The following is a 20,024-nucleotide window of genomic DNA, read 5'->3' as shown; positions in this document are numbered from 1 at the left end:
AGACGTGCGCGCCAGCGGGAGCGACCATGACCGACCGCAGCAGCCCGACCGAACTGATCCCAGACGAACGCATCCGGCCCGCCTCGGTCGTTACCCGCATCCTGCGGCGGCCCGAGCTCGGGGCCGTTCTCGGGCTTGTCATCGTCACGGTCTTCTTCATCGCCATTGCCAATCCGGTGATGTTCGAATTGTCGGGAATCGTGAATTTCATGGCGCCGGCAGCCCAGCTCGGCATCCTGGCGATCGGCGCCTCGCTGCTGATGGTCGGGGGAGAGTTCGATCTGTCGGTCGGCTCGATGGTGGCTTTTGCGGGCCTGATCTTCGCCGCCTGCGTCGTCACCTTCGGCTTGCCGCTACCCGTGGCGATCGTCATCACCTTCGCCTGCGCCGCTGCCTTCGGCTTCTTCAACGGCCAGCTGGTTCTCTATACGGGCCTGCCCAGCTTCATCGTCACGCTGGCCTTCCTGTTCGTGCTGAGAGGGCTCTCGCTGGTCGGCCTCAAATGGGCGACCGGCGGCGCGACGCAACTGCGCGGCGTACGCGAGGCGGCGACCGATACCCCGCTCGATGCCTTCTTCTACAATCTCTTCTCCGGCGACGCCTTTGAAGGCCTGTTCGTCTGGCTCGCGGCGCATGACTGGATCGCCAAGTTTCCCAATGGCCAACCCAAGGTCACGGGCGTGCCGGTCGAGATCATCTGGTTCGTCGCCTTGGCGATCATCGCCGCCGTGGTGCTGGCGCGAACCCGTTATGGCAACTGGATCTTTGCCTCGGGCGGTGATCCGAACGCGGCGCGAAACTCTGGTGTCCCGACGCGGCGCGTCAAGACTTCGCTCTTCGTCCTGACGGCCTGCTGCGCCGCGCTGGTCGCAATCCTGACCGTGCTCGATGCCGGATCGACCGATGCCCGGCGCGGCTTCCAGAAGGAGTTCGAAGCGATCATCGCGGCGGTCATTGGCGGGTGCCTGTTGACCGGCGGTTATGGCTCCGTCATCGGCGCCGCGATCGGGGCGATCATCTTCGGCATGGTGCTGATCGGGCTCACCTATACCTCGATCGACCAGGACTGGTATCTCGTCTTCCTCGGCGGCATGCTTCTGATGGCGGTGTTCTTCAACAACATCATCCGCAAGCGCGTGACGGGAGAGCGGTGATGACGACACCTATCCTGGAAATGCGCGATATCGAGAAGCATTTCGGCTCCGTCGTTGCGCTGGCGGGCGTGTCGGTGTCTATCCAGGCGGGCGAGGTTCATTGCCTGCTGGGCGACAACGGCGCCGGCAAGTCGACCTTCATCAAGACCATGTCGGGCGTTCACCGGCTGACCAAGGGCGAGATGTTCGTCAACGGCGAACCGGTCAATTTCACCAGTCCGCGCCAGGCGCTCGATGCCGGCATCGCCACGGTCTACCAGGACCTCGCCATGATCCCGCTGATGTCGGTGACGCGGAACTTTTTCATGGGCCGGGAGCCGGTCAAGGGCATCTGGCCGTTCCGGTTCATGGATATGGGTTTTTGCGACAGGGTCACCCGCGAGGAAATGAAGCGCATCGGCATCGACGTACGCGATCCCGGCCAGGCTGTCGGCACCTTGTCGGGCGGCGAGCGTCAGTGCGTCGCCATCTCGCGGGCCGTCTATTTCGGCGCCAAGGTCCTGATCCTCGACGAGCCGACCTCGGCGCTCGGCGTGCGGCAGACCTCGATGGTGCTCAAATACATCGACATGGTGCGCAAGCGCGGGCTTGGCGTCGTCTTCATCACTCATAATGTCCGCCATGCCATGGCCGTCGGCGATCGCTTCACGGTGCTGAACCGAGGCAGGACGCTTGGCACGGCGACGCGCGGCGAGATCTCGGCGGACGAATTGCAGAACCTGATGGCGGGCGGCAAGGAGCTTGCGGACCTCTCCTCGGAACTGGGCGGCTCCGTCTAGGACCCTCTCTCATCCTCGGGAATGACCAGCATGAAATCCCTCGGTATCGGCCTGATCGGCACCGGCTACATGGGCAAGTGCCACGCACTGGCCTGGAACGCCGTCGCGCCGACCTTCGGCGATGTGGCGCGGCCGAGGCTGGTGCATCTGGGCGAGGCCAACGAGGCATTGGCCGCACAAAAGGCGGCAGAACTGGGCTTTGCCCGCGCGTCCGGTGATTGGCGCGCCGTGGTCGAGGATCCGGAAGTCGATGTCGTCTCGATCACGACGCCGAACCAGTTTCATGCCGAGATGACAATCGCCGCGCTCCAGGCGGGCAAGCATGTCTGGTGCGAGAAGCCAATGGCGACGTCGGAGGCGGATGCGCTCGCCATGCTGGAGGCGGCGGAAGCCTCGGGCAAGGTGGCGGCGCTCGGCTACAACTATATCCAGAACCCGGCCATCCGGCATATGAGCGGGCTGATCGGCCAAGGCGCGATCGGCACGGTCAATCACGTCCGTGTCGAGATGGACGAGGACTTCATGGCCGATGCGGCCGCGTCGTTCGGCTGGAAGAGCGAGGCGGCGTCGGGTTATGGCGCGCTCGACGATTTTGCCGTCCATCCGCTGTCGCTGCTCTCTGTGCTGGTTGGACGGATAACGAGCGTCGTCGTCGACATGGCCAAGCCCTATGCCGAACGGCCGCTCGCGTCCGGCGGCAGCCGCGCGGTCGAAACGCACGACATCGCCAACATCCTGTTCCGGCTTGAAAGCGGCGTTTCCGGCAGCCTGCTGGTCAATCGCTCCGCCTGGGGCCGCAAGGGCCGGATCGCCATCCAGATCTTCGGCTCGGAAGGCTCGCTGCTTTACGATCAGGAGCGCATGAATGAGCTGCAGCTGTTCCAGGCGCGCGGCCTCGTGGCCGAGCAGGGCTTTCGCACCATTCTGACGGGAACCGCGCATCCGCCCTATGATCGCTTCATCCCGGCGCCCGGCCATGGTCTCGGCTTCAACGATCTCAAGGTGATCGAGGCGCGCGAACTGATGCGCCGGATCGCCGGCGAGCCGGCGCATCTGATCGAATTCGGGACCGGTCTGCAGATCGAACGCGCCGTCCACGCCATGGCTCGCTCGCATGAGGTGCGAGGCTGGGTGGACGTGACTGGATAATCCGAATGCCCTAGAGGCCGCGCCCCTTGCCGAGGCGGCGCGGCAGATCGTCTACTTCGCATGAGCTTTCAAGGACTTTGACATGACCGTGAGACTGGGACTTCTGGGCGCCGGGCGCATCGGCAAGGTGCATGCGGGCGCGATCGCCGCGAATGCCGGCGCGACGCTGGTTGCCGTCGCCGACGCCTTTCCGGACGCGGCCAAGGCGCTCGCCGCCTCCACCGGTGCGGACGTGCGCGAAGCGTACGCGATCATGAACGCGTCCGACATCGACGCCGTGCTGATCACCACGCCGACCGACCTGCACGCCACGATGATCGAGCAGGCGGCGCGCGCGAAGAAGGCGATCTTCTGCGAAAAGCCGATCGATCTCGACGTCACCCGCGTCAAGGAATGCCTCGCCGTCGTCAAGGCGGAGAAGGCGCTGCTCATGGTCGGCTTCAACCGCCGCTTTGATCCGAACTTCATCGAGGTGAGACGGCAGATCGACGAAGGCGCCATCGGCAAGGTCGAGATGGTCTCGATCACCTCGCGCGATCCCGGTCCGCCCCCGGCCGATTACATCAGCCGTTCCGGCGGTCTGTTCCGCGACATGACGATCCATGATTTCGACATGGCGCGCTTCCTGCTCGGCGAGGAGCCGGCCAGCGTCTATGCCTCCGCCTCGGTGCTGGTCGATCCGGAGATTGGCAAGCTCGGCGACTTCGACAGCGCGTCTATCGTGCTGACGACCAAATCCGGCCGCATCGCGCAGATCTCGAATTCGCGCCGCGCCAGCTATGGCTACGACCAGCGCATCGAGGTGCATGGCTCGAAGGGGCTGGTCAGGGCCGACAATCTGCGCGCCACCAATGTTGAGATCGCCAATGGCGACGGCTATCGCCGCGAGCCGCTGCTCAACTTCTTCATGACCCGCTATACCGAGGCCTATCGCAACGAGATCGCCGCCTTCATCGCCGCGGTCAAGGATGGCGGCCCGGCGACGCCGTCGGGCGAGGATGGCTGGAAGGCGCTGGTGCTGGCCGACGCGGCGCTGCAATCGGTCCGGGAAAAGCGCGCGATCCCAGTTTCCATCTGAGTCCCCGGTCCTTCGCGGGGCGATCACGCCTTTGCGATGCCATGTTGAAGCGCTAGGCTTGGCGCTTCCAACAGGGTGGCACGTTTCCTATGCGCGTTCTTGTTACCGGCGGCGCCGGGTTCATCGGATCGGCCTTGTGCCGGCATCTGGTCGGCGAACTCGGGGTCGGCGTTGTCAATGTCGACAAGCTCACCTATGCCGCGAACCTCGCCTCGCTGGCCCCGATCGCCGACGACCCGCTCTACACTTTCGTCCGCGCCGACATCTGCGACCCCGTGGCGATGGCCGATGTCTTCCGCCGGTATGAGCCGGACGGCGTGATCCATCTCGCCGCCGAAAGCCATGTCGACCGCTCGATCGGCAGCCCCGACGCTTTTCTGCAGACTAACATCATGGGCACGGCGACGCTGCTGGAAGCGGTGCGGGCCTATCAGGACCGGCTCGGCGCCGAGAAGCGGGCGGCGTTCCGCTTCCTGCATGTCTCGACCGACGAGGTTTTCGGTACGCTCGGCCCGAACGGGCTTTTTCATGAGGCTTCGCCCTATGATCCGTCCTCGCCCTATTCCGCCAGCAAGGCGGCGTCGGACCATCTTGTCCGGGCCTGGCAGCGCACCTATGGCCTGCCGGCGCTGATCTCCAACTGCTCGAACAATTACGGGCCGTACCATTTCCCGGAAAAGTTGATCCCGCTGGTCATCCTGAACGCCATCGAGGGGGCGCCGATCCGCGTCTATGGCGATGGCTCGAACGTTCGCGACTGGCTGCATGTCGAGGACCATGCCCGCGCCCTGTTCCTGGCGCTGACGCGTGGCACCCCGGGCGAGAGCTACAACATCGGCGGCCGCAACGAGCGGGCCAATCTCGAGGTGGTGCAAAGCATCTGCGCGATCCTCGACCAGCGGCGCGGGGGCAAGCCGCACGCCGAACTGATCGAATTCGTCGCCGACCGTCCGGGCCATGACCAGCGCTACGCCATCGACCCGACCAAGGCCGAGGCGGAACTGGGCTGGCAGGCGGCGGAGAGCTTCGACAGCGGCATCGAGAAGACGGTCGACTGGTATCTCGACCGGCGCGACTGGTGGGAGCCGATCCGCAGCGGCGTCTATCGCGGCCAGCGGCTTGGCCTGCTTGAAAGCGCTCCTTGATGCGGATCTTCGTCGCCGGTTCGAGCGGCCAGCTGGCGCGCGCCTTGAAAGCGCGGGGGGCGGCGCATGGCCATCTTGTCGAAACCTTCGGCCGGCCGGTTCTGGATCTGGCAGTTCCCGACAGCGCCGCTGCGCTCATCGAGGGCTTCGCGCCCGACCTGATCCTCAACGCGGCCGCCTATACGGCGGTCGACCGGGCGGAGAGCGAGGCGGATCTCGCCATGGCCATCAACCGCGACGGCGCAGCGCAGCTCGCTGCCGGCGCGCGTAAGCTCGACCTGCCGTTTCTGCATGTCTCGACCGACTACGTCTTCGACGGCGAGAAGGGCTCGCCCTATGTCGAGGCGGACGCGACCCATCCGCTCGGGGTCTATGGCCACACCAAGCTCGAGGGCGAACGCCAGGTTCTGGCCGAAAATCCCGACGCACTGATCTTCCGCACCGGCTGGGTCTATGGCGCCGATGGCAGCAATTTCGTCCGCACCATGATCCGCCTCGCCGGCGAGCGGGAAAACCTCGACATCGTCGCGGACCGTTATGGCAATCCGACCTTTGCTGCCGATCTCGCCGATGGCCTGCTGACGATCGCGGGGAAGGCGAGGGGGGCGTCCGGCGGTGTCTTCCACCTTGCCGGCAACGCCGAGGCAAGCTGGTTCGATCTCGCCGCCGGCGTCATGGCGCAGCTTTCCGCGGCCAGGCGCAAGGTGCCAGCGCTCGGCAAAATCTCGGGCGATGCCTATGTCGCCCCGGCGGCGCGGCCGCGCGATTCCCGGCTCGATTGCACGCGGGCGGAGCAGGTCTTCGGCGTCCGCTTGCCCGGCTGGCCGCAAAGCCTCGGCGTCGCCGTCGACGCCATCCTCGATTCCGATCGGAGCGCGGCATGAAGGGTATCGTTCTCGCCGGCGGCGCCGGAACACGGCTGCATCCGATGACGCTGGTCACCAGCAAGCAATTGCTGCCGATCTACGACAAGCCGATGATCTACTATCCCCTGTCGACGCTGATGCTGGCCGGCATTCGCGACATCCTGATCATCTCGACGCCGCAGGATCTGCCGAAATTCCAGGCCCTGCTCGGCGACGGTTCGCAATGGGGCATCGTACTTTCCTATGCTGAACAGGCGGCGCCGGAAGGCCTGGCTCAGGCCTATCGCATCGGCGCCGATTTCGTTGCCGGCTCGCACTCGGCGCTGATCCTCGGCGACAACATCTTTTTCGGCCATGGACTGACGGGACTGCTGGCGGATGCTCGAGCCCGGACCCTTGGCGCGACCGTGTTCGCCTACCACGTCCAGGATCCGGAGCGGTATGGCGTGGTCGCCTTCGACCGCGACCGGAAGGCCGTCTCGATCGAGGAAAAGCCGAAAGAGCCCAAATCGAACTGGGCGGTGACCGGGCTCTATTTCTATGACGAGGCGGTTGTCGATATCGCCTCCGACCTCAAGCCTTCGGCGCGTGGCGAACTGGAGATCACCGACGTTAACAGCGCCTATCTCGAACGCGGTGCGCTGCATGTCGAGAAGATGGGGCGCGGCTATGCTTGGCTGGACACGGGCACGCCGGACAGCCTGATCGAAGCTTCGGAATTCGTACGCACCTTCGAGAAGCGGCAGGGGCTGAAGATCTGCTGCCCCGAGGAAGTCGCCTATCTCATGGGCTTCATCGACGCCGCCGCGCTGGAACGTCTCGGCGTCGCGCTCGGCAAGAGCACCTACGGCCAGTATCTGCTGAACATGGTACTGGCCGACCGCTGAGGCGTCGACTCTGCGTTAGGGCTGAAGATCGGCGAGGCGCGGGTGCTTCTGATCGCGATCCGAAAGGGTCGCGTCTGTCTCGACCACCGGCCAGAGGATGCCGAGCGCCGGATCGTTCCAGGCGAGGCCGCGATCGTGTTCGGGGCTGTAATAATCGGACGCCTTGTAGAAGACCTCCGTGTCCTCTTCCAGCGTGCAGAAGCCATGCGCGAAGCCGACCGGAACGTAAAGTTGCGCCCGGTTCTCGGCGGAAAGCGTAACCGCGACATGCTGCCCGAAGGTCGGCGAGGCGGGGCGGATATCGACCGCCACGTCGAGGATCGAGCCGCGCAGCACCCGCACCAGCTTGGCCTGCGCGCGCGGATCGAGCTGGAAATGCAGGCCCCGCACCGTGCCGGCCGGACGGGAAAAGGACTGGTTGTCCTGGACGAAGCGCACGCCAGGCGCGACGTCGCGGTCGAAGAGATCCTGCCGGAAGGCCTCGAAGAAGGTGCCGCGTGCGTCGCCATGCACTTTCGGGTAGATCAGCGCCGGGCCCTCGATGGCGAAGCGTTCGATGGTGGTCATGCTGAGAAACGGTCCGGTTCGCCGATGGGAGCGTCAGCTTGACCGCGATCACGGCCCGGATGCAAGCCGCCTCGGCGCATCGCCGCATGGACAGGGCGTTTGACGGCCGCCATGGTGACGCCTACGCGCAGGAAGCGGGGCGAATCGCGCCGGCTGGCGCGGCGCAGCGCCGGCAGGGGCAGCGTCTTCCGTTGTTCGTTCTGGATCCCTGCATGTCGCTTCGTCCCCTCACCATTTTCGTCACCAGCTTTGGCGGCCAGGGCGTGATCCTGCCGATCCTGCTGCTCGTGACGGGGATCCTGCTCATCTCCGGCCAGAGGCGGGCGGCATTCTGGTGGGCGTTTTCTGTCGCCCTGGTGCTGGGCGTCGTGCTGGTCGCCAAGATCGCCTTCATCCCCTGCGGCCGTTATCTCGGCGCCCTCGATCTTCGCAGCCCGAGCGGACATGCCGGCGCATCCATGGCGGTCTATGGCGGTCTCGCTGTGCTGGTGGCGCGGCTGGCGCGGAGCCGGGCGCTCGCGGGATTGGCGCTTCTCTGTGGTTTCGGCCTCGCCCTGGCGATTGCCGTCACCCGCGTGGTGCTGGGCGCCCATAGCCTCTCCGAGACAACCCTGGGCGGTGCGATCGGCCTGATCGCGCCGCTGTTTCTGGCCAGCCGGCCGGATCTGTTCGTGCGGCCCGTCCGGCTCAAATGGATCTGGCTGCTTGTGGCGCCGGTGATCGTGGTGGCGCTGCTGCATGGCGTCGAACTCGGCGCCGAGTCGGTCATCGAGCGCATCGCCCGCGAACTCAACGCGTGGCTCGGCGTCTGCCGCTGAGGATCAGTTTCGTCCGCGCAGGGCCGGCTTGCGGGCGGGCGCCGCTTTCCCGGTTTCCGAGATGGCGGCGAGATCGTCGAGAATGGGGCAATCCGGCCGTTCGTCGCCATGGCAATGGCCGGCGAGATGGCGCAGCGTGCGCGCCATTCCCTCCAGTTCATGGATCCGCTTCTCGATCTCGGCGACATGCTGCAGCGCCACACGCTTGACGTCGGCGCTCTCGCGCGCCTTGTCCTGCCAAAGGGCCAGCAGCGTGCCCATCTCCTCGACCGAGAAGCCGAGGTCGCGGGCCCGGCGGATGAAACGCAGCGTCTCGACGTCCCGGGTCGAATAGACCCGGTAGCCGGACTCGGTGCGCAGCGCTGCCGGGATCAGGCCGATCTGTTCGTAATAGCGGATCATCTTGGCGGAAACGCCGGAGGCGGCGGCGGCTTCACCGATGTTCATCGTATTGATCTCCTTCTCTATTCGGCCGGCCGGTAGCGCTTGAGGCGCAGCGCGTTGCCGACCACGAAGACGCTCGACATCGCCATGGCGCCGGCCGCCAGCATCGGCGACAGCAGCCAACCGAAGGCCGGATAAAGCGCGCCGGCGGCGATCGGGATCAGGGCGGCGTTGTAGGCGAAGGCCCAGAACAGGTTTTCCTTGATGTTGCGGATCGTCGCTTCCGACAGGCCGATCGCCTTGACTACGCCGCCGACATCGCCGGACATCAGCACGACATCGGCGCTCTCGATGGCGACGTCGGTGCCGGTGCCGATCGCGATTCCAACGTCGGCGGCTGCCAAGGCGGGGGCGTCGTTGATGCCGTCGCCGACAAAGGCGACCTTGGCGCCACGGGCCTTGAGCCTTTCCACTGCTTCGACTTTTCCGTCCGGCAACACTTCAGCCAGCACCTCATCGATGCCGAGTTTCCGGGCGATCGCCTCGGCGGTGGCGCGGTTGTCGCCCGTCACCATGACGACGCGGCGGCCGAGCTTGTGCAGCGCTGCCACGGCGGCGGCGGAACTCGGCTTCACCGGATCGGCGATGGCGAGGATGGCGGCGAGCTTTCCGTCGATTGCGACATAGAGCGGCGACCGGCCCTCGTTGCCCAGGCGGGTGGATTCGGCAGCGAATCCAGATACATCGAGCCCGAGCTTGGCCATGAAGCGGTCGGCGCCGACGGCAACGGCGTGGCCATCCGCCTCGGCGCGGACGCCGTAGCCGGGCACGGCCTCGAAGTTGGTGACGGCCGGCAGGTCGAGCCTGGATTCCTTCGCCGCCGCGACCAGCGCGATGCCGATCGGGTGCTCCGACCGGCCTTCGACGGCCGCCGCCAGCCGCAGCACGAAATCGCGCTCGGAGGGGTTAACAGCAGTCAGGTCCGTTAACCCTGGACGCCCTTCTGTTAGCGTTCCGGTCTTGTCGATGGCGACGATCGACGTGTCGCGCAGCGTCTGCAGCGCGTCGCCCTTGCGGAACAGCACGCCGAACTCGGCAGCCCTTCCGGTCGCGACCATGATCGAGGTCGGCGTCGCCAACCCCATGGCGCAGGGGCAGGCGATGATCAGCACCGCGACGGCATTGACCAGCGCGAAGGAGAGGGCGGGCTCGGGTCCGAAGATCAGCCAGACGAGGAAGGTGACGAGGGCGGCCGCCATCACCGCCGGCACGAACCATTGGGTGACCTTGTCGACCAGAGCCTGGATCGGCAGCTTGGCGCCCTGGGCGCTCTCGACCATGCGGATGATCTGCGCCAGCACCGTGTCGGCGCCGACCTTTTCGGCCCGGAACGAGAAACTGCCGGTCTTGTTGATCGTGCCGCCGACGACGGCCGCGCCGACCGACTTCTCGACCGGCACGGGCTCGCCGGTGATCATCGCCTCGTCGACGAAGGACGAACCGTCGCTGACGATGCCGTCGACGGGGATCTGATCGCCCGGGCGGACCAGCAGGATGTCGCCGACCTTGACCGCGTCGAGTTCGACCTCGACCGGCTGGCCATCCCGCAGCAGCCGGGCGGTCTTGGGCCGCAGCTTGACCAGCTTGCGGATCGCCGCGCCCGTCCGGCCCTTGGCGCGCGCTTCCAGCGTGCGGCCGAACAGCACCAGCGTGACGATGACGGCGGCGGCTTCGAAATAGACATAGCCGGTGCCGTCCGGCAGCCAGCCGGGCAGGAAAGTGGCGACGGTCGAATAGAGATAGGCGGCGCCGGCGCCGATCGCGACGAGGGCGTTCATGTCCGGGGCGAGGCGGGCCAGCGCCGGCAAGCCCTTGCGGAAGAAGCGCAGGCCGGGTCCGAACAGCACCAGGGTGGTCAGGGCGAACTGGAGATAATTGTTCCAGGGGCCGAGCGTCATCATCACCCAGTGGTGCAGCGCCGGGATCAGATGCGACCCCATTTCGACGATGAAGATCGGCAGGGTGAGGGCGGCGGCGATCGCGAGCGAGCGGGCGAGGGCTGCCGCCTCAGCGTCGCGCTTTTCGGACATGTCGTCCGGCGCGTCGGTGGCGGCGATGGCATGCGCGTCATAGCCGATGCCGCGCACCGCCTCTTCCAGCGCGGCGGTCGACACCGCGCCGGCCGGGGCCAGGATGGTGGCGCGCTCGGTGGCAAGGTTGACGCTGGCGCGGGAGACGCCCGGGACCTTCGAAAGCGCCTTTTCCACGCGCGCCACGCAGGACGCGCAGGTCATTCCCTCAATCGCGAGATCGAGTTCCTGATCCGCCAGAATCTGGCGCGGGGAGGGTAAGCTGGTCATCGAGGCGGCCTTTCATTGGCGTGATGACGATATAGGTAAAGCTTCCCACTATTGGAAGGTCAAGGGCTGATTGCGGGCTTGACCTTGCCATGATGGGAAGCTCCATATTCGCCTCAACCCAACGAATGGAGCCCAATATGCTGACGTTGAATATCAAGGACATGTCCTGCGGCCACTGCGTCTCGACGGTGCAGAAGACCGTGAAGGCGCTCGATCCGGCCGCCGAAGTCGGCACGGATCTGGCGTCCAAGACCGTGCGCATTGAGAGCACCGCGGAAACCGGTGCGATCGTTGCCGCGCTCGAGGAAGCCGGCTACCCGAGCATCCTCGTCTAGAACTCGCTCTCGCGCCGCCGCCGCGCCAGAAGGCCATCGACGCTCCAGGCGCCGGGGCCTGCGGCGGCGATGTAGAGGAAGATGAAACAGAACAGGATCGCCTCGACGCCGCCATTGCGAAGCGGAAAGAGGTCGTTCGGCTGGTGGGCGAGGAAATAGGCCACGGCCATCTCGCCGGATAGCAGGAAGGCGACCGGCCCGGTGAAGAGGCCGACCAGCAGCAGCGGCGACCCGATCAGCTCGATCCAGCCGGCGAACCAAGGCAGCGAATAAGGCGCCAGGCTGGAAAGCATGTCGGAATAGGGAAAGCCCAGCAGCTTGCTGGTCCCGTATTCCCAGAAGACCAGCGCGGTGACGATGCGCAGCAGGGACAGGATCTGGGGCCGCCAGTCGCGCAAAACCGGCATCCGCGTCCAATTCGCTTGACCGTTCAGGCCTTTGCCGAGTGGTCTGCCATCCCGAATGTCCATGTCTCGCTCCCGATTGGCTGCCGCGCGTTCGCGCCGTCCTGACAAGGCGAAAATGTAATTAGCGCGGGCCGCGCGATTGCATCGCTTTGTCTGGAACGAAAACAGCCGTCGGGCCTTGTTTATTCGAAGACGATTTCAGCCAAGGAGGACGTGAAGTGGCCGTCAAGGAATTGCTGAAAACGATACTGCCGGGTCATGCCGCGCGTACCGCTCGCAAGGAAAAGAACGACCGCCTCGACAAGGAGCTCACGGAGTCCTTTCCGACGAGCGACCCGCCGGGGATGGTGCAGCCGGGTTCCGGCATTACGGGCGCCGAGGTGAAGCCTTCCAAGCTGTCGCCGTCGCAATTGGCGAAGGGCAAGAAGGCATAGCAGGTCCAGCCGGAGCGAACGGTTTCAGTGTGACAAGTCGTAGATCTTCCGAGGTTTGTTCCCAAGCTCCCAGAGCGCCCCTCCCGCGCTCCATCTCAGACCCCGGAGCCTCCAGGCTTCGGGGTCTTTTTTTTGCTTGCGTTTCCGCGCACGTAGATCTTGCCGCCTTCATCGTTCGTGTCTGGCCCGTATCGGCCGGTCGAAGAGAGGAGGCAGTTTGGAACCTCCGTACCGGCATGGTCCGAAATGCCCTTTCTTCACCTCTCGCCTCTAGGGAGAGGTCGACGGCCGCAGGCCGGCGGGTGAGGGTTTAAGCCCTCTCTGGATGGTTCCCTAACCCCTCACCCGGAGCTGCGCTCCGACCTCTCCCTCAGGGAGAGGTAAGGGCAATGCGGCTCGAATGGAGAAATCGGCATCGCTTGTCGAATTGCCGGCCAGACACCGAGCTCTTCGCGACAGCGGAGCCTCGAAGGAGGCTGCAGCGTATTGTCTAAGGCGTTCCCTGGACCCTCCTTCGAGGCCCGGCTTTGCCGGGCGCCTCAGGATGATGGTCGAGGTTGGGAACCGAGGATGCGAACCCGATCGTCGTCCTAGGGCATGGCGAAGACAGGCTTCAGGGCGACATAGGCGGCGCGGTAGCGCGCATAGCCATGGTCATAAACCTCGCGATTGGCCGGGTTCGGCTGGATCAGCGCGCCCTGCGTCGCCAGGCTGGAAATGCCGCTCCAATCGGTCGCCAGGCCCGTTCCCATCGCCGCGACCCAGGCAGCGCCGACCGAGGAGCCATAGGGGTTGTCGAGCAGCTGCACCGGCGCACCCATCACATCGGCCATGATCTGCATCCAGACCCGGCTCTTGGTGCCGCCGTCGGAGGCGAAGAAGCGGCGCGGGGCGTGACCCATGTCGGCCAGCACGTCGACATGGTGGCGGAAGCCATAGGCGACGCCTTCGAGCAGCGCCCGCCAGAAATGACCCTTCCCGTTGCCGAGGCTGAGGCCGATATAGGTGCCGCGCGCCAGGGGATCGTGGATCGGCGTCTTCTCGCCGAGGAAATAGGGAAGGCACAGCACGCCGTCGCTGCCGGCGGGCACCGCGCCGGCCAGCTTGTCGAGCGCGACATGCGGGCGTTCCTCGCCATCCGAATCCGCCAGCAGCCGGGCCATCCAGTTCAGGGCCGAGCCGGACGAGGCCATGCAGCCATTCGGCGCATAGAGACCGGGCACGAGGTGATAATCGAGATAGAGCCGTGCGTCCGGCTTGGCCTTGTCGGCGGCCACGACGATATCGCCGGCGCCGCCGAACTTGAGCAGGACGTCGCCATTGGAGGCGATGCCGGCGGCGAGTGCCGAGGCGATGTGATCCGCCGCGCCGCCGAAGATCGGCAGGCCTTCGGGCAGGCCGGTTTCGCGTGCGGCTTCGGCGGAGACCGTGCCCATCTGCTCATGCGTCACGGTCCGATCCGGCACGGCGCTGCGCGGAATGCCGGCCAGCGCCACGAGATCGTCGGCGATGCGGTCTGTCGCGACGTCGGTGAAGCCAGCCTCCAGCGCCCAGTTCTGTTCCACCGCCCGGCGGCCGGTCAGGCGCCAGTTGATGTAGTCATAGGATCCGAACACCGTGGCGATGCGCGCGAACACGTCCGGCTCGTGCTTGGCGATCCAGCGCAGCTTGGCCGCGACGAGCTGCTGGTTGATGCCGTTGCCGGTGCGCTTGAGGAACGCCGTCTCGTCGACTTCGCGCTTCAGCCCCTCGACTTCCTCGCCGCAGCGACCGTCGCTCTGCTGGATGCTGGGGCGCAGAACCCTGCCGGCCGCATCGAGCAGCACCACCGCCGGCAGCATGCCGGTGACGCAGAGGCCGGCCAGCGAATCCGGACCATCCGGCAGGGCGGCGATGGTTTCGCGCAGCACCTCGCAGGTGTTCGCCCACCACTCGGTCGGATCTTCCTCGGCCCAGCTCGGGCGCGGCGAGGAAAGGGTCACCGGCCGCGACGCCATATGCAGGATCTGGTCGGGTACGCGGACCGCGATCGAAATGGTCGAGGTCGTGCCGATATCGAGGCCGATGACGGTGGTCTTCTGGGCGGGCATGCAGGGATCCAGTTTCGTTGGGAAGCGGCGCACGAGAGCGGCGGCAGGCCGTGCGGGCGGTCAGTCGGGCAATCGCCCAGGCTCCGGCCCGGCGATGATGGTTTCTATGTTCGCGGCCTCCAGGGCGCGCGCGAGATGGGCGGGCGGGGCCGCGTCGGTAACCAGCACGTCGGCGCCGGAAAGCTCGCACACCCGCGCCAGCGAACGATGATCGAATTTGGACGAATCGCACAAGATGACCACCTGGTCCGCCCGCGCGATGAAGGCCCGCTTCACCTCTGTATCCTCGACCGAATAATCGAAGAAGCCGGCCTCGATCAGCCCGGAGACGCCGATGAAGACGCGGTCGATATTGTAGTTCTGCAATTCGCTGACGGCGCGCGAGCCGACCACGGACTGCTCGGGATTGCGGACCTCGCCGCCCAGCACATAGACCGGACTCTTGGAGGCGGAGAGCGTCATTGCCGCGCGCAGGCTGTTGGTGAAAACCCGGAGGTCGGGGCGGCCGAGCACCGCTTCGGCCAGGGTCAGCGTCGAGGTGCCGACATCGATGCCGATCGTCTCGCCGGGGCCGATCAGCGCGGCGGCGGCGGTGGCGATCGCGGTTTTTTCACGAGCGTTTCTGTGACGCCGGCGCTTGAAAGCGGGCTCCTCGAGGTCGAAAACCTCGCGCGGATCGGAGGCCGACGAGACCGCGCCGCCATGCGTGCGGGCCAGCAAGCCGCGCTCTTCGAGCAGCACCAGGTCGCGTCGTATCGTCATCTCGGAAACGCTGAGATTTCCGGCGATTTTCGAGACGGAGACGAAGCCGTTCATCTCGATCCAATCGAGGATGAGGGATTGGCGCGCGCCGGCGGGAATGCGGCCGAGTTCCTGCCCGGCCAGTTCGGCCTGGCCGAAGAGGGGACCGCTCATGGCGCGCCTGCGAGGAAATCGGCTGACATCGCAGTTCCTTCCGGACGTTTAAACTGCAACAGGTTCGAACATTTGCAAACATTATCTGGAAGCAGGGCGTTGTAAAGTGTTCGATTTTGCGTTTTGTTGGGCCACCCAATCCAGCAAGGAACAACTGATATGGCCGGCATATTCGATCTTTCAGGACGCAAGGCAATCGTCACCGGCGGATCGAAGGGCATCGGCGCGGCGATCGTGCGGGCCCTCGACAAGGCCGGCGCGACGGTCGCGATCGCCGATCTCGACGTGATGGCGGCGCAGGCCGTCGTGGCGGAGCTTGAGAATGGCGGCTTCGCGGTCGAAGTCGACGTCACCAAGCGCCAGTCGGTCGACGAGGCCATGCAGAAGGCGATCGACGGCCTTGGCGGCTTCGACCTGCTTTGCGCCAATGCCGGCGTCTCGACCATGCGCCCCGCGGTGGATATCACCGACGAGGAATGGGACTTCAATTTCGACGTCAATGCGCGCGGCGTCTTCCTCGCCAACCAGATCGCCTGCCGCCACTTCCTCGCCAACAAGACCAAGGGCGTGATCGTCAACACCGCGTCGCTGGCGGCCAAGGTCGGCGCGCCGCTGCTGGCGCATTACTCCGCCTCGAAGTTTGCCGTGTTCGGCTGGACCCAGGCGCTGGCTCGCGAGATGGCGCCGAAGAACATCCGCGTCAACTGCGTCTGCCCGGGCTTCGTCAAGACGGCGATGCAGGAGCGCGAGATCGTCTGGGAAGCGGAGCTGCGCGGCATGACGCCGGAAGCGGTGCGCGCCGAATATATTTCGCTCACCCCGCTCGGCCGCATCGAGGAGCCGGAGGATGTAGCCGACGTGGTCGTCTTCCTCGCCTCGGACGCGGCCCGCTTCATGACCGGCCAGGGCATCAACGTCACCGGCGGCGTGCGCATGGACTGAGGCGAGCCGGAGGTTTGTTTCCGGGTCTTGAGAAGAAGATGGGGCGTATCAGGAAGCGATCCGCCCCATTTTTGTCAGTGCGTCGCGGCGCGGCTGCCGACCAGTTCGGTCAGGTAGAAGAGGAAGGCGGCGAGCGGGAAGGCGAGACCGGCCACGACGATGCCGTTCCAGCCGAAGGTCTCGTAGAGCGGGCTGGCGATGGCCGAGCCCACGGCGCCGCCCATGAAGATGGTGGCGACATAGATGCCGCTCAGGCGGCTGCGGATCGCCGGCGCCATCATGAACAGCGAGCGCTGGCCGAACACCATGTTCGCCTGGACGCAGAAATCGAGCAGGATCGCCGCGATCACCAGCACCGCGATCGAGCCGACCGAGACCAGCCCTGACAGCGCGAAGGCGATGAAGACGCCGGCGATTGCCAGGCCCGTGCCGATGCGCCCGAAGCCGCGATCGGCGAGGCGGCCGGCCAGCGGCGCCGACAGCGCGCCGGCGGCGCCCGCCAGCGCGAAGACGGCAATCTGCGTCTGCGACAGGTGGAACGGAGCGCCGGCGAGTTCCAGCGGCGCGCTGGTCCAGAACAGGCTGAAATCGGCGAACAGGGCGAACTGGTAGAAGCCGCGCCGGCGCAGCACCGGCGTATCGCGGAAGATCGACCAGAGCGAGCCGATCAGTTGCGAATAGGTGTGGCCGGAATGGGGATGGCGCTTGGGCAGATGGCGCAGCAGCAGGAGCGCCAGGGCCAGCATCAGGCCTGCCGAGCAGAAGAACACGCCGCGCCAGCCGATCAGGTCGGCCAGCACGCCGGCGAGCGGTCGCGCGAACAGGATGCCGACCATCAGCCCGCCCATGACGTTGCCGACGGTGCGGCCGCGCGTCTCGTCGCTGGCCATGTGGGCGGCCATCGGCACGAGCACCTGGGCGATGCTGGAACAGATGCCGATGAACAGCACCGCGCCGAGGAAGGGCAGGCTGCTCGGCGCGACAGCGGCGAGCAGGAGCGCGAAGGCGGTGACGCCGACGGCGATCAGGATCAGCTTCTTGTTCTCGATGATGTCGCCAAGCGGCACCATCAGCATCAGGCCGACGCCATAGCCGATCTGGGTCAGCGTGACGACGAGGCTGGCGAGCGCCGGCGGCAGGCCGATATCCGGCCCGATCAGCGCGATCAGCGGCTGGGCGTAATAGAGATTGGCGACGATGGCGCCGCAGGCGGCCGCCATCAGGATGGTCAGGGGCCCGGAAATGGTAGCGGGAATCGGCGCCGGCTCGACGCCGGCTGAATCTGGCAGTCGCATGAGAAAGCTCTTGTTTGATGGTGGGGCGATCGCCTCAGTGCGACGTCCGGCCATCCGGGGGGAAGGACGATGGGCAAGAAATGGCAGCTTTCGCGGGCCAATCCTATCATCCGTAAGGATGAGTGGATCCCCCAGCCGCGGTTTTGAAATCGGAGAGGCTCAGTCCCTCGGCGTCAGCACGCCTTCGAGCGCCACCAGCCTTCCACGTTTGATCACGGTGCGGCCGCGCGGCGCGCCGGCGACGGCCTCCGGCACCGAGCCGGCGTCGAGCAGCACGATGTCGGCGCGCCGGCCCGGCCCGAGGCCATAATGCGTGACGCCCAGCACGGCGGCGGGGATTTCCGTCACCATGGCGAAGGCGTGCACGAGATCCGGGTCGGCGAGGAACTCCTGCCGGTAGCCGATGATCTGGGCGCGGCGCAGCAGGTCGCCATCGCCATAGGGCGACCAGGCGTCGCGGATGTTGTCGGAGCCGGCAAAGACGGTAACGCCCGCCTCCCGCAGTCGCTTGACCGGCGGCATGGCGACAGGGCCGGGGCCGTTGGTCATGATGGCGACGCGAGCGTTGGCCAGTGCCTCGGCCGTGCGGAAAAACTCGAAATCATCGATCTGGCCGAGCGCGAAGGCGTGGCTGACCGCCACCTTGCCCTCCAGCCCGAGCGCCAGGGTGCGGGCCGCGATCTGGCGCAGTTCGAACGCGCCGAGCGGGCCGGAATCATGCAGGTGGATGTCGACGCCGACGCCATGCTTCTCCGCGACCGCGAAGACCGCGTCGAGATGGCCGGTCACGTCCTGGTCGATGCCGGCCGGGTCGAGCCCGCCGACGAGATCGGCGCCCTCGCGGATCGCCGCATCGAGCAGGTCGGCGACGCCGGGATCGATCCGGATGCCGCTTTGCGGGAAGGCGACGATCTGGATGTCGACCAGATCCCAGTAGCGTTCCTTGAGGCGCAGCAGCGCATGCAGGCCTTTCAGGCCCACTTCCGTGTCGATGTCGACATGGCTCCGGAGGCTTCCGGTGCCGAAGGCGGCGATCTGCTCGATCAGCCGGCCGCCGCGCTCCTCGACCGGCAGCGCCACGGTGCGGCGAAGCTGCTTCTCCGCCTCGATCCGCAGCGCGACCGTGTCGCCGGGAATATGCGGGATGAAGGGCAGGCCGAGCAGCGTCTTGTCGAGATGGATGTGCCCCTCGACAAAGGAGGGCGCGGCCAGGCGATCGGTGGCGTCGATGCGGTCGCAATCGGCGGGCCCCTGGCCGGCCGGCACGATGGCCGCGATGGTTTCGCCGGCGATGAGGATATCGACGCGGCGCCCGTCGGCAAGCGTGGCACCGGAAATGACGAGGCTCGGCAGCAGCGAAGGGCTCAAGAGATCAGTCCCATCCGCCGGGCAGCGACGACGCGGTAGAGCCGGTCGCCATAGACGGCTTCCTCCTCGCGGGCGGAGAAGACGAGGCTGATATCATGCTCGTCGTCCGACTGGATCGCAGCCGCAGCGATTTCCGGCCAGCCCGGAGCGGGCAGGTGGCGCCATTGATCCAGCTGCTCGGCGCTCGGCAGGCTGGGGAAGCCGATCTTCGGCACCAGCGATGCGATGATCTGCCAGAAATAGCGCTGCAGCGCCGGACGGTCGGCCTCGGCCAGATGCGGTCCGATCATCCGGATCCAGTGCGAGCCGGTCAGCGCGTGCAGCGAGGAGAAGTCCATGGTCGCGGCGAACAGCGCCAGCGAGGTCTCGGCCAGCCTGCGGCCGGTATCCGGGCCGATGGCGAGCCAGTCGACGACGGGGGCAAACGATTCCTTCTCGCCCGCCGCGCGGATGTTGTGCCAGAGCAGGTCGGTTTCGGGCTCGACTTCGCGCAGGCAGGACAATTCGCAGGCGCGGGCCAGGACCTGGCCGGGATCGTCGGTGACCGGTGCGGCGCCGGTGGCGCGCGGCATGGTGAGATAGGTGGCCGACCAGTAGCCGAGCGCGGTGCCGACTTCGCTCGGATCCATCCGCATCACGCCATAGGCGGTGCGCATCATGCCGTGCAGCGCGCTGGCGCCGATGCCGGGGATCAGCGTCGGCAGATAGGTCTGGATCGCGGCGTCGATGCCGATCCGGCGAACTTCAGCCTCGAAGAACCTACGATAATCCTGTTCGCGCGCGCGCTCACCAAGCGCCTCCGTCCAGCTCTCGCGCGAAATCGGCGCGACCGGCGGCGGCTGCGGAACCAGGCCATTGGTGTCTCGATAGGTGTCGAAATAGTCGCGCAGCCGTTCCTTCGAGGCGCCGAGCCGATCGAGCGCCACCAGGATCATCGGCAGATGATTGGCCAGCAGCAGCGGAAACTCGGCGCTGAACATCCGGACTTCGACAAGCAGGTCCTCGAGAGTGTCAGTCTCGGTGCGCGGGGATAGGGCCATGGCATTCCTCG

Annotated in this window: 19 protein-coding genes and 1 pseudogene; 11 read left to right on the top strand and 9 right to left on the bottom strand. The window is 66.2% G+C overall.

Annotated features, from left to right (window positions below; translation table 11 throughout):
* Positions 1-26: 26 nt before the first annotated feature.
* The 7 genes from ACHMWQ_RS20205 (at position 27) to rfbA (ending at position 7,058) form a co-directional block, all read left to right on the top strand.
* Positions 27-1,154: an ABC transporter permease gene (locus tag ACHMWQ_RS20205; RefSeq protein WP_396308833.1), complete on the top strand. Its 1,128-nt coding sequence runs from the start codon at positions 27-29 to the stop codon at positions 1,152-1,154.
* The gene (locus ACHMWQ_RS20200) at positions 1,154-1,933 is read left to right on the top strand and encodes an ATP-binding cassette domain-containing protein (protein ID WP_396308832.1); all 780 of its coding nucleotides are present in this window, start codon (positions 1,154-1,156) and stop codon (positions 1,931-1,933) included. The genes ACHMWQ_RS20205 and ACHMWQ_RS20200 overlap by 1 nt, the downstream gene beginning before the upstream one ends.
* A 30-nt stretch (positions 1,934-1,963) precedes the next feature.
* Positions 1,964-3,082, top strand: coding sequence for a Gfo/Idh/MocA family protein (locus ACHMWQ_RS20195; protein ID WP_396308831.1), 1,119 nt, complete (start codon positions 1,964-1,966; stop codon positions 3,080-3,082).
* An 82-nt stretch (positions 3,083-3,164) separates the two neighbouring features.
* Positions 3,165-4,160 carry an inositol 2-dehydrogenase gene (iolG, locus tag ACHMWQ_RS20190; RefSeq protein WP_396308830.1) on the top strand — a complete coding sequence of 332 codons (996 nt, stop codon included), beginning with the start codon at positions 3,165-3,167 and terminating at the stop codon, positions 4,158-4,160.
* Between the two features lie 89 nt (positions 4,161-4,249).
* Positions 4,250-5,305: a dTDP-glucose 4,6-dehydratase gene (gene rfbB, locus ACHMWQ_RS20185; protein ID WP_396308829.1), complete on the top strand. Its 1,056-nt coding sequence runs from the start codon at positions 4,250-4,252 to the stop codon at positions 5,303-5,305.
* Entirely contained in the window at positions 5,305-6,189 is an 885-nt protein-coding gene (gene rfbD / locus ACHMWQ_RS20180; RefSeq protein ID WP_396308828.1) for a dTDP-4-dehydrorhamnose reductase, read from the top strand. Before rfbB ends, rfbD begins: the two co-directional genes overlap by 1 nt.
* Complete coding sequence (gene rfbA, locus ACHMWQ_RS20175) at positions 6,186-7,058, top strand: glucose-1-phosphate thymidylyltransferase RfbA (RefSeq protein ID WP_396308827.1); 873 nt, start codon at positions 6,186-6,188, stop codon at positions 7,056-7,058. Before rfbD ends, rfbA begins: the two co-directional genes overlap by 4 nt.
* A 15-nt stretch (positions 7,059-7,073) precedes the next feature.
* Here rfbA and rfbC read toward each other — a convergent pair whose 3' ends face one another.
* Positions 7,074-7,625, bottom strand: coding sequence for a dTDP-4-dehydrorhamnose 3,5-epimerase (gene rfbC, locus ACHMWQ_RS20170; protein ID WP_396308826.1), 552 nt, complete (start codon positions 7,623-7,625; stop codon positions 7,074-7,076).
* A gap of 38 nt (positions 7,626-7,663) precedes the next feature.
* On the opposite strand from rfbC, the gene ACHMWQ_RS20165 reads away from it, so the two are divergent.
* Positions 7,664-8,443, top strand: coding sequence for a phosphatase PAP2 family protein (locus tag ACHMWQ_RS20165; protein ID WP_396308825.1), 780 nt, complete (start codon positions 7,664-7,666; stop codon positions 8,441-8,443).
* Between the two features lie 3 nt (positions 8,444-8,446).
* On the opposite strand, the gene cueR is transcribed toward ACHMWQ_RS20165, so the two are convergent.
* Together cueR and ACHMWQ_RS20155 are read right to left on the bottom strand one after the other, a co-directional pair.
* Positions 8,447-8,890 carry a Cu(I)-responsive transcriptional regulator gene (gene cueR, locus ACHMWQ_RS20160; RefSeq protein WP_396308824.1) on the bottom strand — a complete coding sequence of 148 codons (444 nt, stop codon included), beginning with the start codon at positions 8,888-8,890 and terminating at the stop codon, positions 8,447-8,449.
* A gap of 17 nt (positions 8,891-8,907) precedes the next feature.
* Positions 8,908-11,142 (bottom strand): annotated as a pseudogene (locus tag ACHMWQ_RS20155) (heavy metal translocating P-type ATPase); the annotation flags it as partial.
* Positions 11,143-11,324: 182 nt separating this feature from the next.
* On the opposite strand from ACHMWQ_RS20155, the gene ACHMWQ_RS20150 reads away from it, so the two are divergent.
* Positions 11,325-11,522: a cation transporter gene (locus ACHMWQ_RS20150; protein ID WP_354550490.1), complete on the top strand. Its 198-nt coding sequence runs from the start codon at positions 11,325-11,327 to the stop codon at positions 11,520-11,522.
* Here ACHMWQ_RS20150 and ACHMWQ_RS20145 read toward each other — a convergent pair.
* Positions 11,519-11,929 (bottom strand): DoxX family protein, encoded by a 411-nt coding sequence (locus ACHMWQ_RS20145; RefSeq protein WP_354551640.1) that lies wholly within the window; start codon positions 11,927-11,929, stop codon positions 11,519-11,521. The genes ACHMWQ_RS20150 and ACHMWQ_RS20145 overlap by 4 nt on opposite strands.
* Positions 11,930-12,147: 218 nt before the next feature.
* Here ACHMWQ_RS20145 and ACHMWQ_RS20140 point away from each other — a divergent pair, with 218 nt between their 5' ends.
* Entirely contained in the window at positions 12,148-12,363 is a 216-nt protein-coding gene (locus ACHMWQ_RS20140) for a hypothetical protein (protein ID WP_354550488.1), read from the top strand.
* Between the two features lie 590 nt (positions 12,364-12,953).
* On the opposite strand, the gene ACHMWQ_RS20135 is transcribed toward ACHMWQ_RS20140, so the two are convergent.
* Together ACHMWQ_RS20135 and ACHMWQ_RS20130 are read right to left on the bottom strand one after the other, a co-directional pair.
* Positions 12,954-14,453: an FGGY-family carbohydrate kinase gene (locus tag ACHMWQ_RS20135; RefSeq protein WP_396308823.1), complete on the bottom strand. Its 1,500-nt coding sequence runs from the start codon at positions 14,451-14,453 to the stop codon at positions 12,954-12,956.
* A gap of 60 nt (positions 14,454-14,513) precedes the next feature.
* A complete protein-coding gene (locus ACHMWQ_RS20130; RefSeq protein WP_354550484.1) occupies positions 14,514-15,368 on the bottom strand; it encodes a DeoR/GlpR family DNA-binding transcription regulator in 855 nt (284 codons plus the stop codon).
* A 159-nt stretch (positions 15,369-15,527) separates the two neighbouring features.
* On the opposite strand from ACHMWQ_RS20130, the gene ACHMWQ_RS20125 reads away from it, so the two are divergent.
* Positions 15,528-16,310 (top strand): SDR family NAD(P)-dependent oxidoreductase, encoded by a 783-nt coding sequence (locus tag ACHMWQ_RS20125; protein WP_354550482.1) that lies wholly within the window; start codon positions 15,528-15,530, stop codon positions 16,308-16,310.
* A gap of 74 nt (positions 16,311-16,384) precedes the next feature.
* Here the strand turns inward: ACHMWQ_RS20125 and ACHMWQ_RS20120 are convergent, their stop codons facing one another.
* The 3 genes from ACHMWQ_RS20120 to ACHMWQ_RS20110 all read right to left on the bottom strand — a co-directional run bounded on the left by ACHMWQ_RS20120 (position 16,385) and on the right by ACHMWQ_RS20110 (position 20,013).
* Positions 16,385-17,605, bottom strand: coding sequence for an MFS transporter (locus tag ACHMWQ_RS20120; RefSeq protein ID WP_396308822.1), 1,221 nt, complete (start codon positions 17,603-17,605; stop codon positions 16,385-16,387).
* 159 nt (positions 17,606-17,764) lie between these two features.
* Positions 17,765-18,961 carry an amidohydrolase family protein gene (locus ACHMWQ_RS20115; RefSeq protein ID WP_396309495.1) on the bottom strand — a complete coding sequence of 399 codons (1,197 nt, stop codon included), beginning with the start codon at positions 18,959-18,961 and terminating at the stop codon, positions 17,765-17,767.
* A gap of 8 nt (positions 18,962-18,969) precedes the next feature.
* Positions 18,970-20,013 (bottom strand): questin oxidase family protein, encoded by a 1,044-nt coding sequence (locus ACHMWQ_RS20110; protein WP_396308821.1) that lies wholly within the window; start codon positions 20,011-20,013, stop codon positions 18,970-18,972.
* Positions 20,014-20,024 lie beyond the last annotated feature (11 nt).

The organism is Kaistia sp. UC242_56, from assembly GCF_044452255.1.
GTDB lineage: Bacteria > Pseudomonadota > Alphaproteobacteria > Rhizobiales > Kaistiaceae > Kaistia > Kaistia defluvii_A.
Note: the sequence above shows the minus strand (reverse complement) of the source record. Positions and strands in the feature narration are given on the sequence as shown.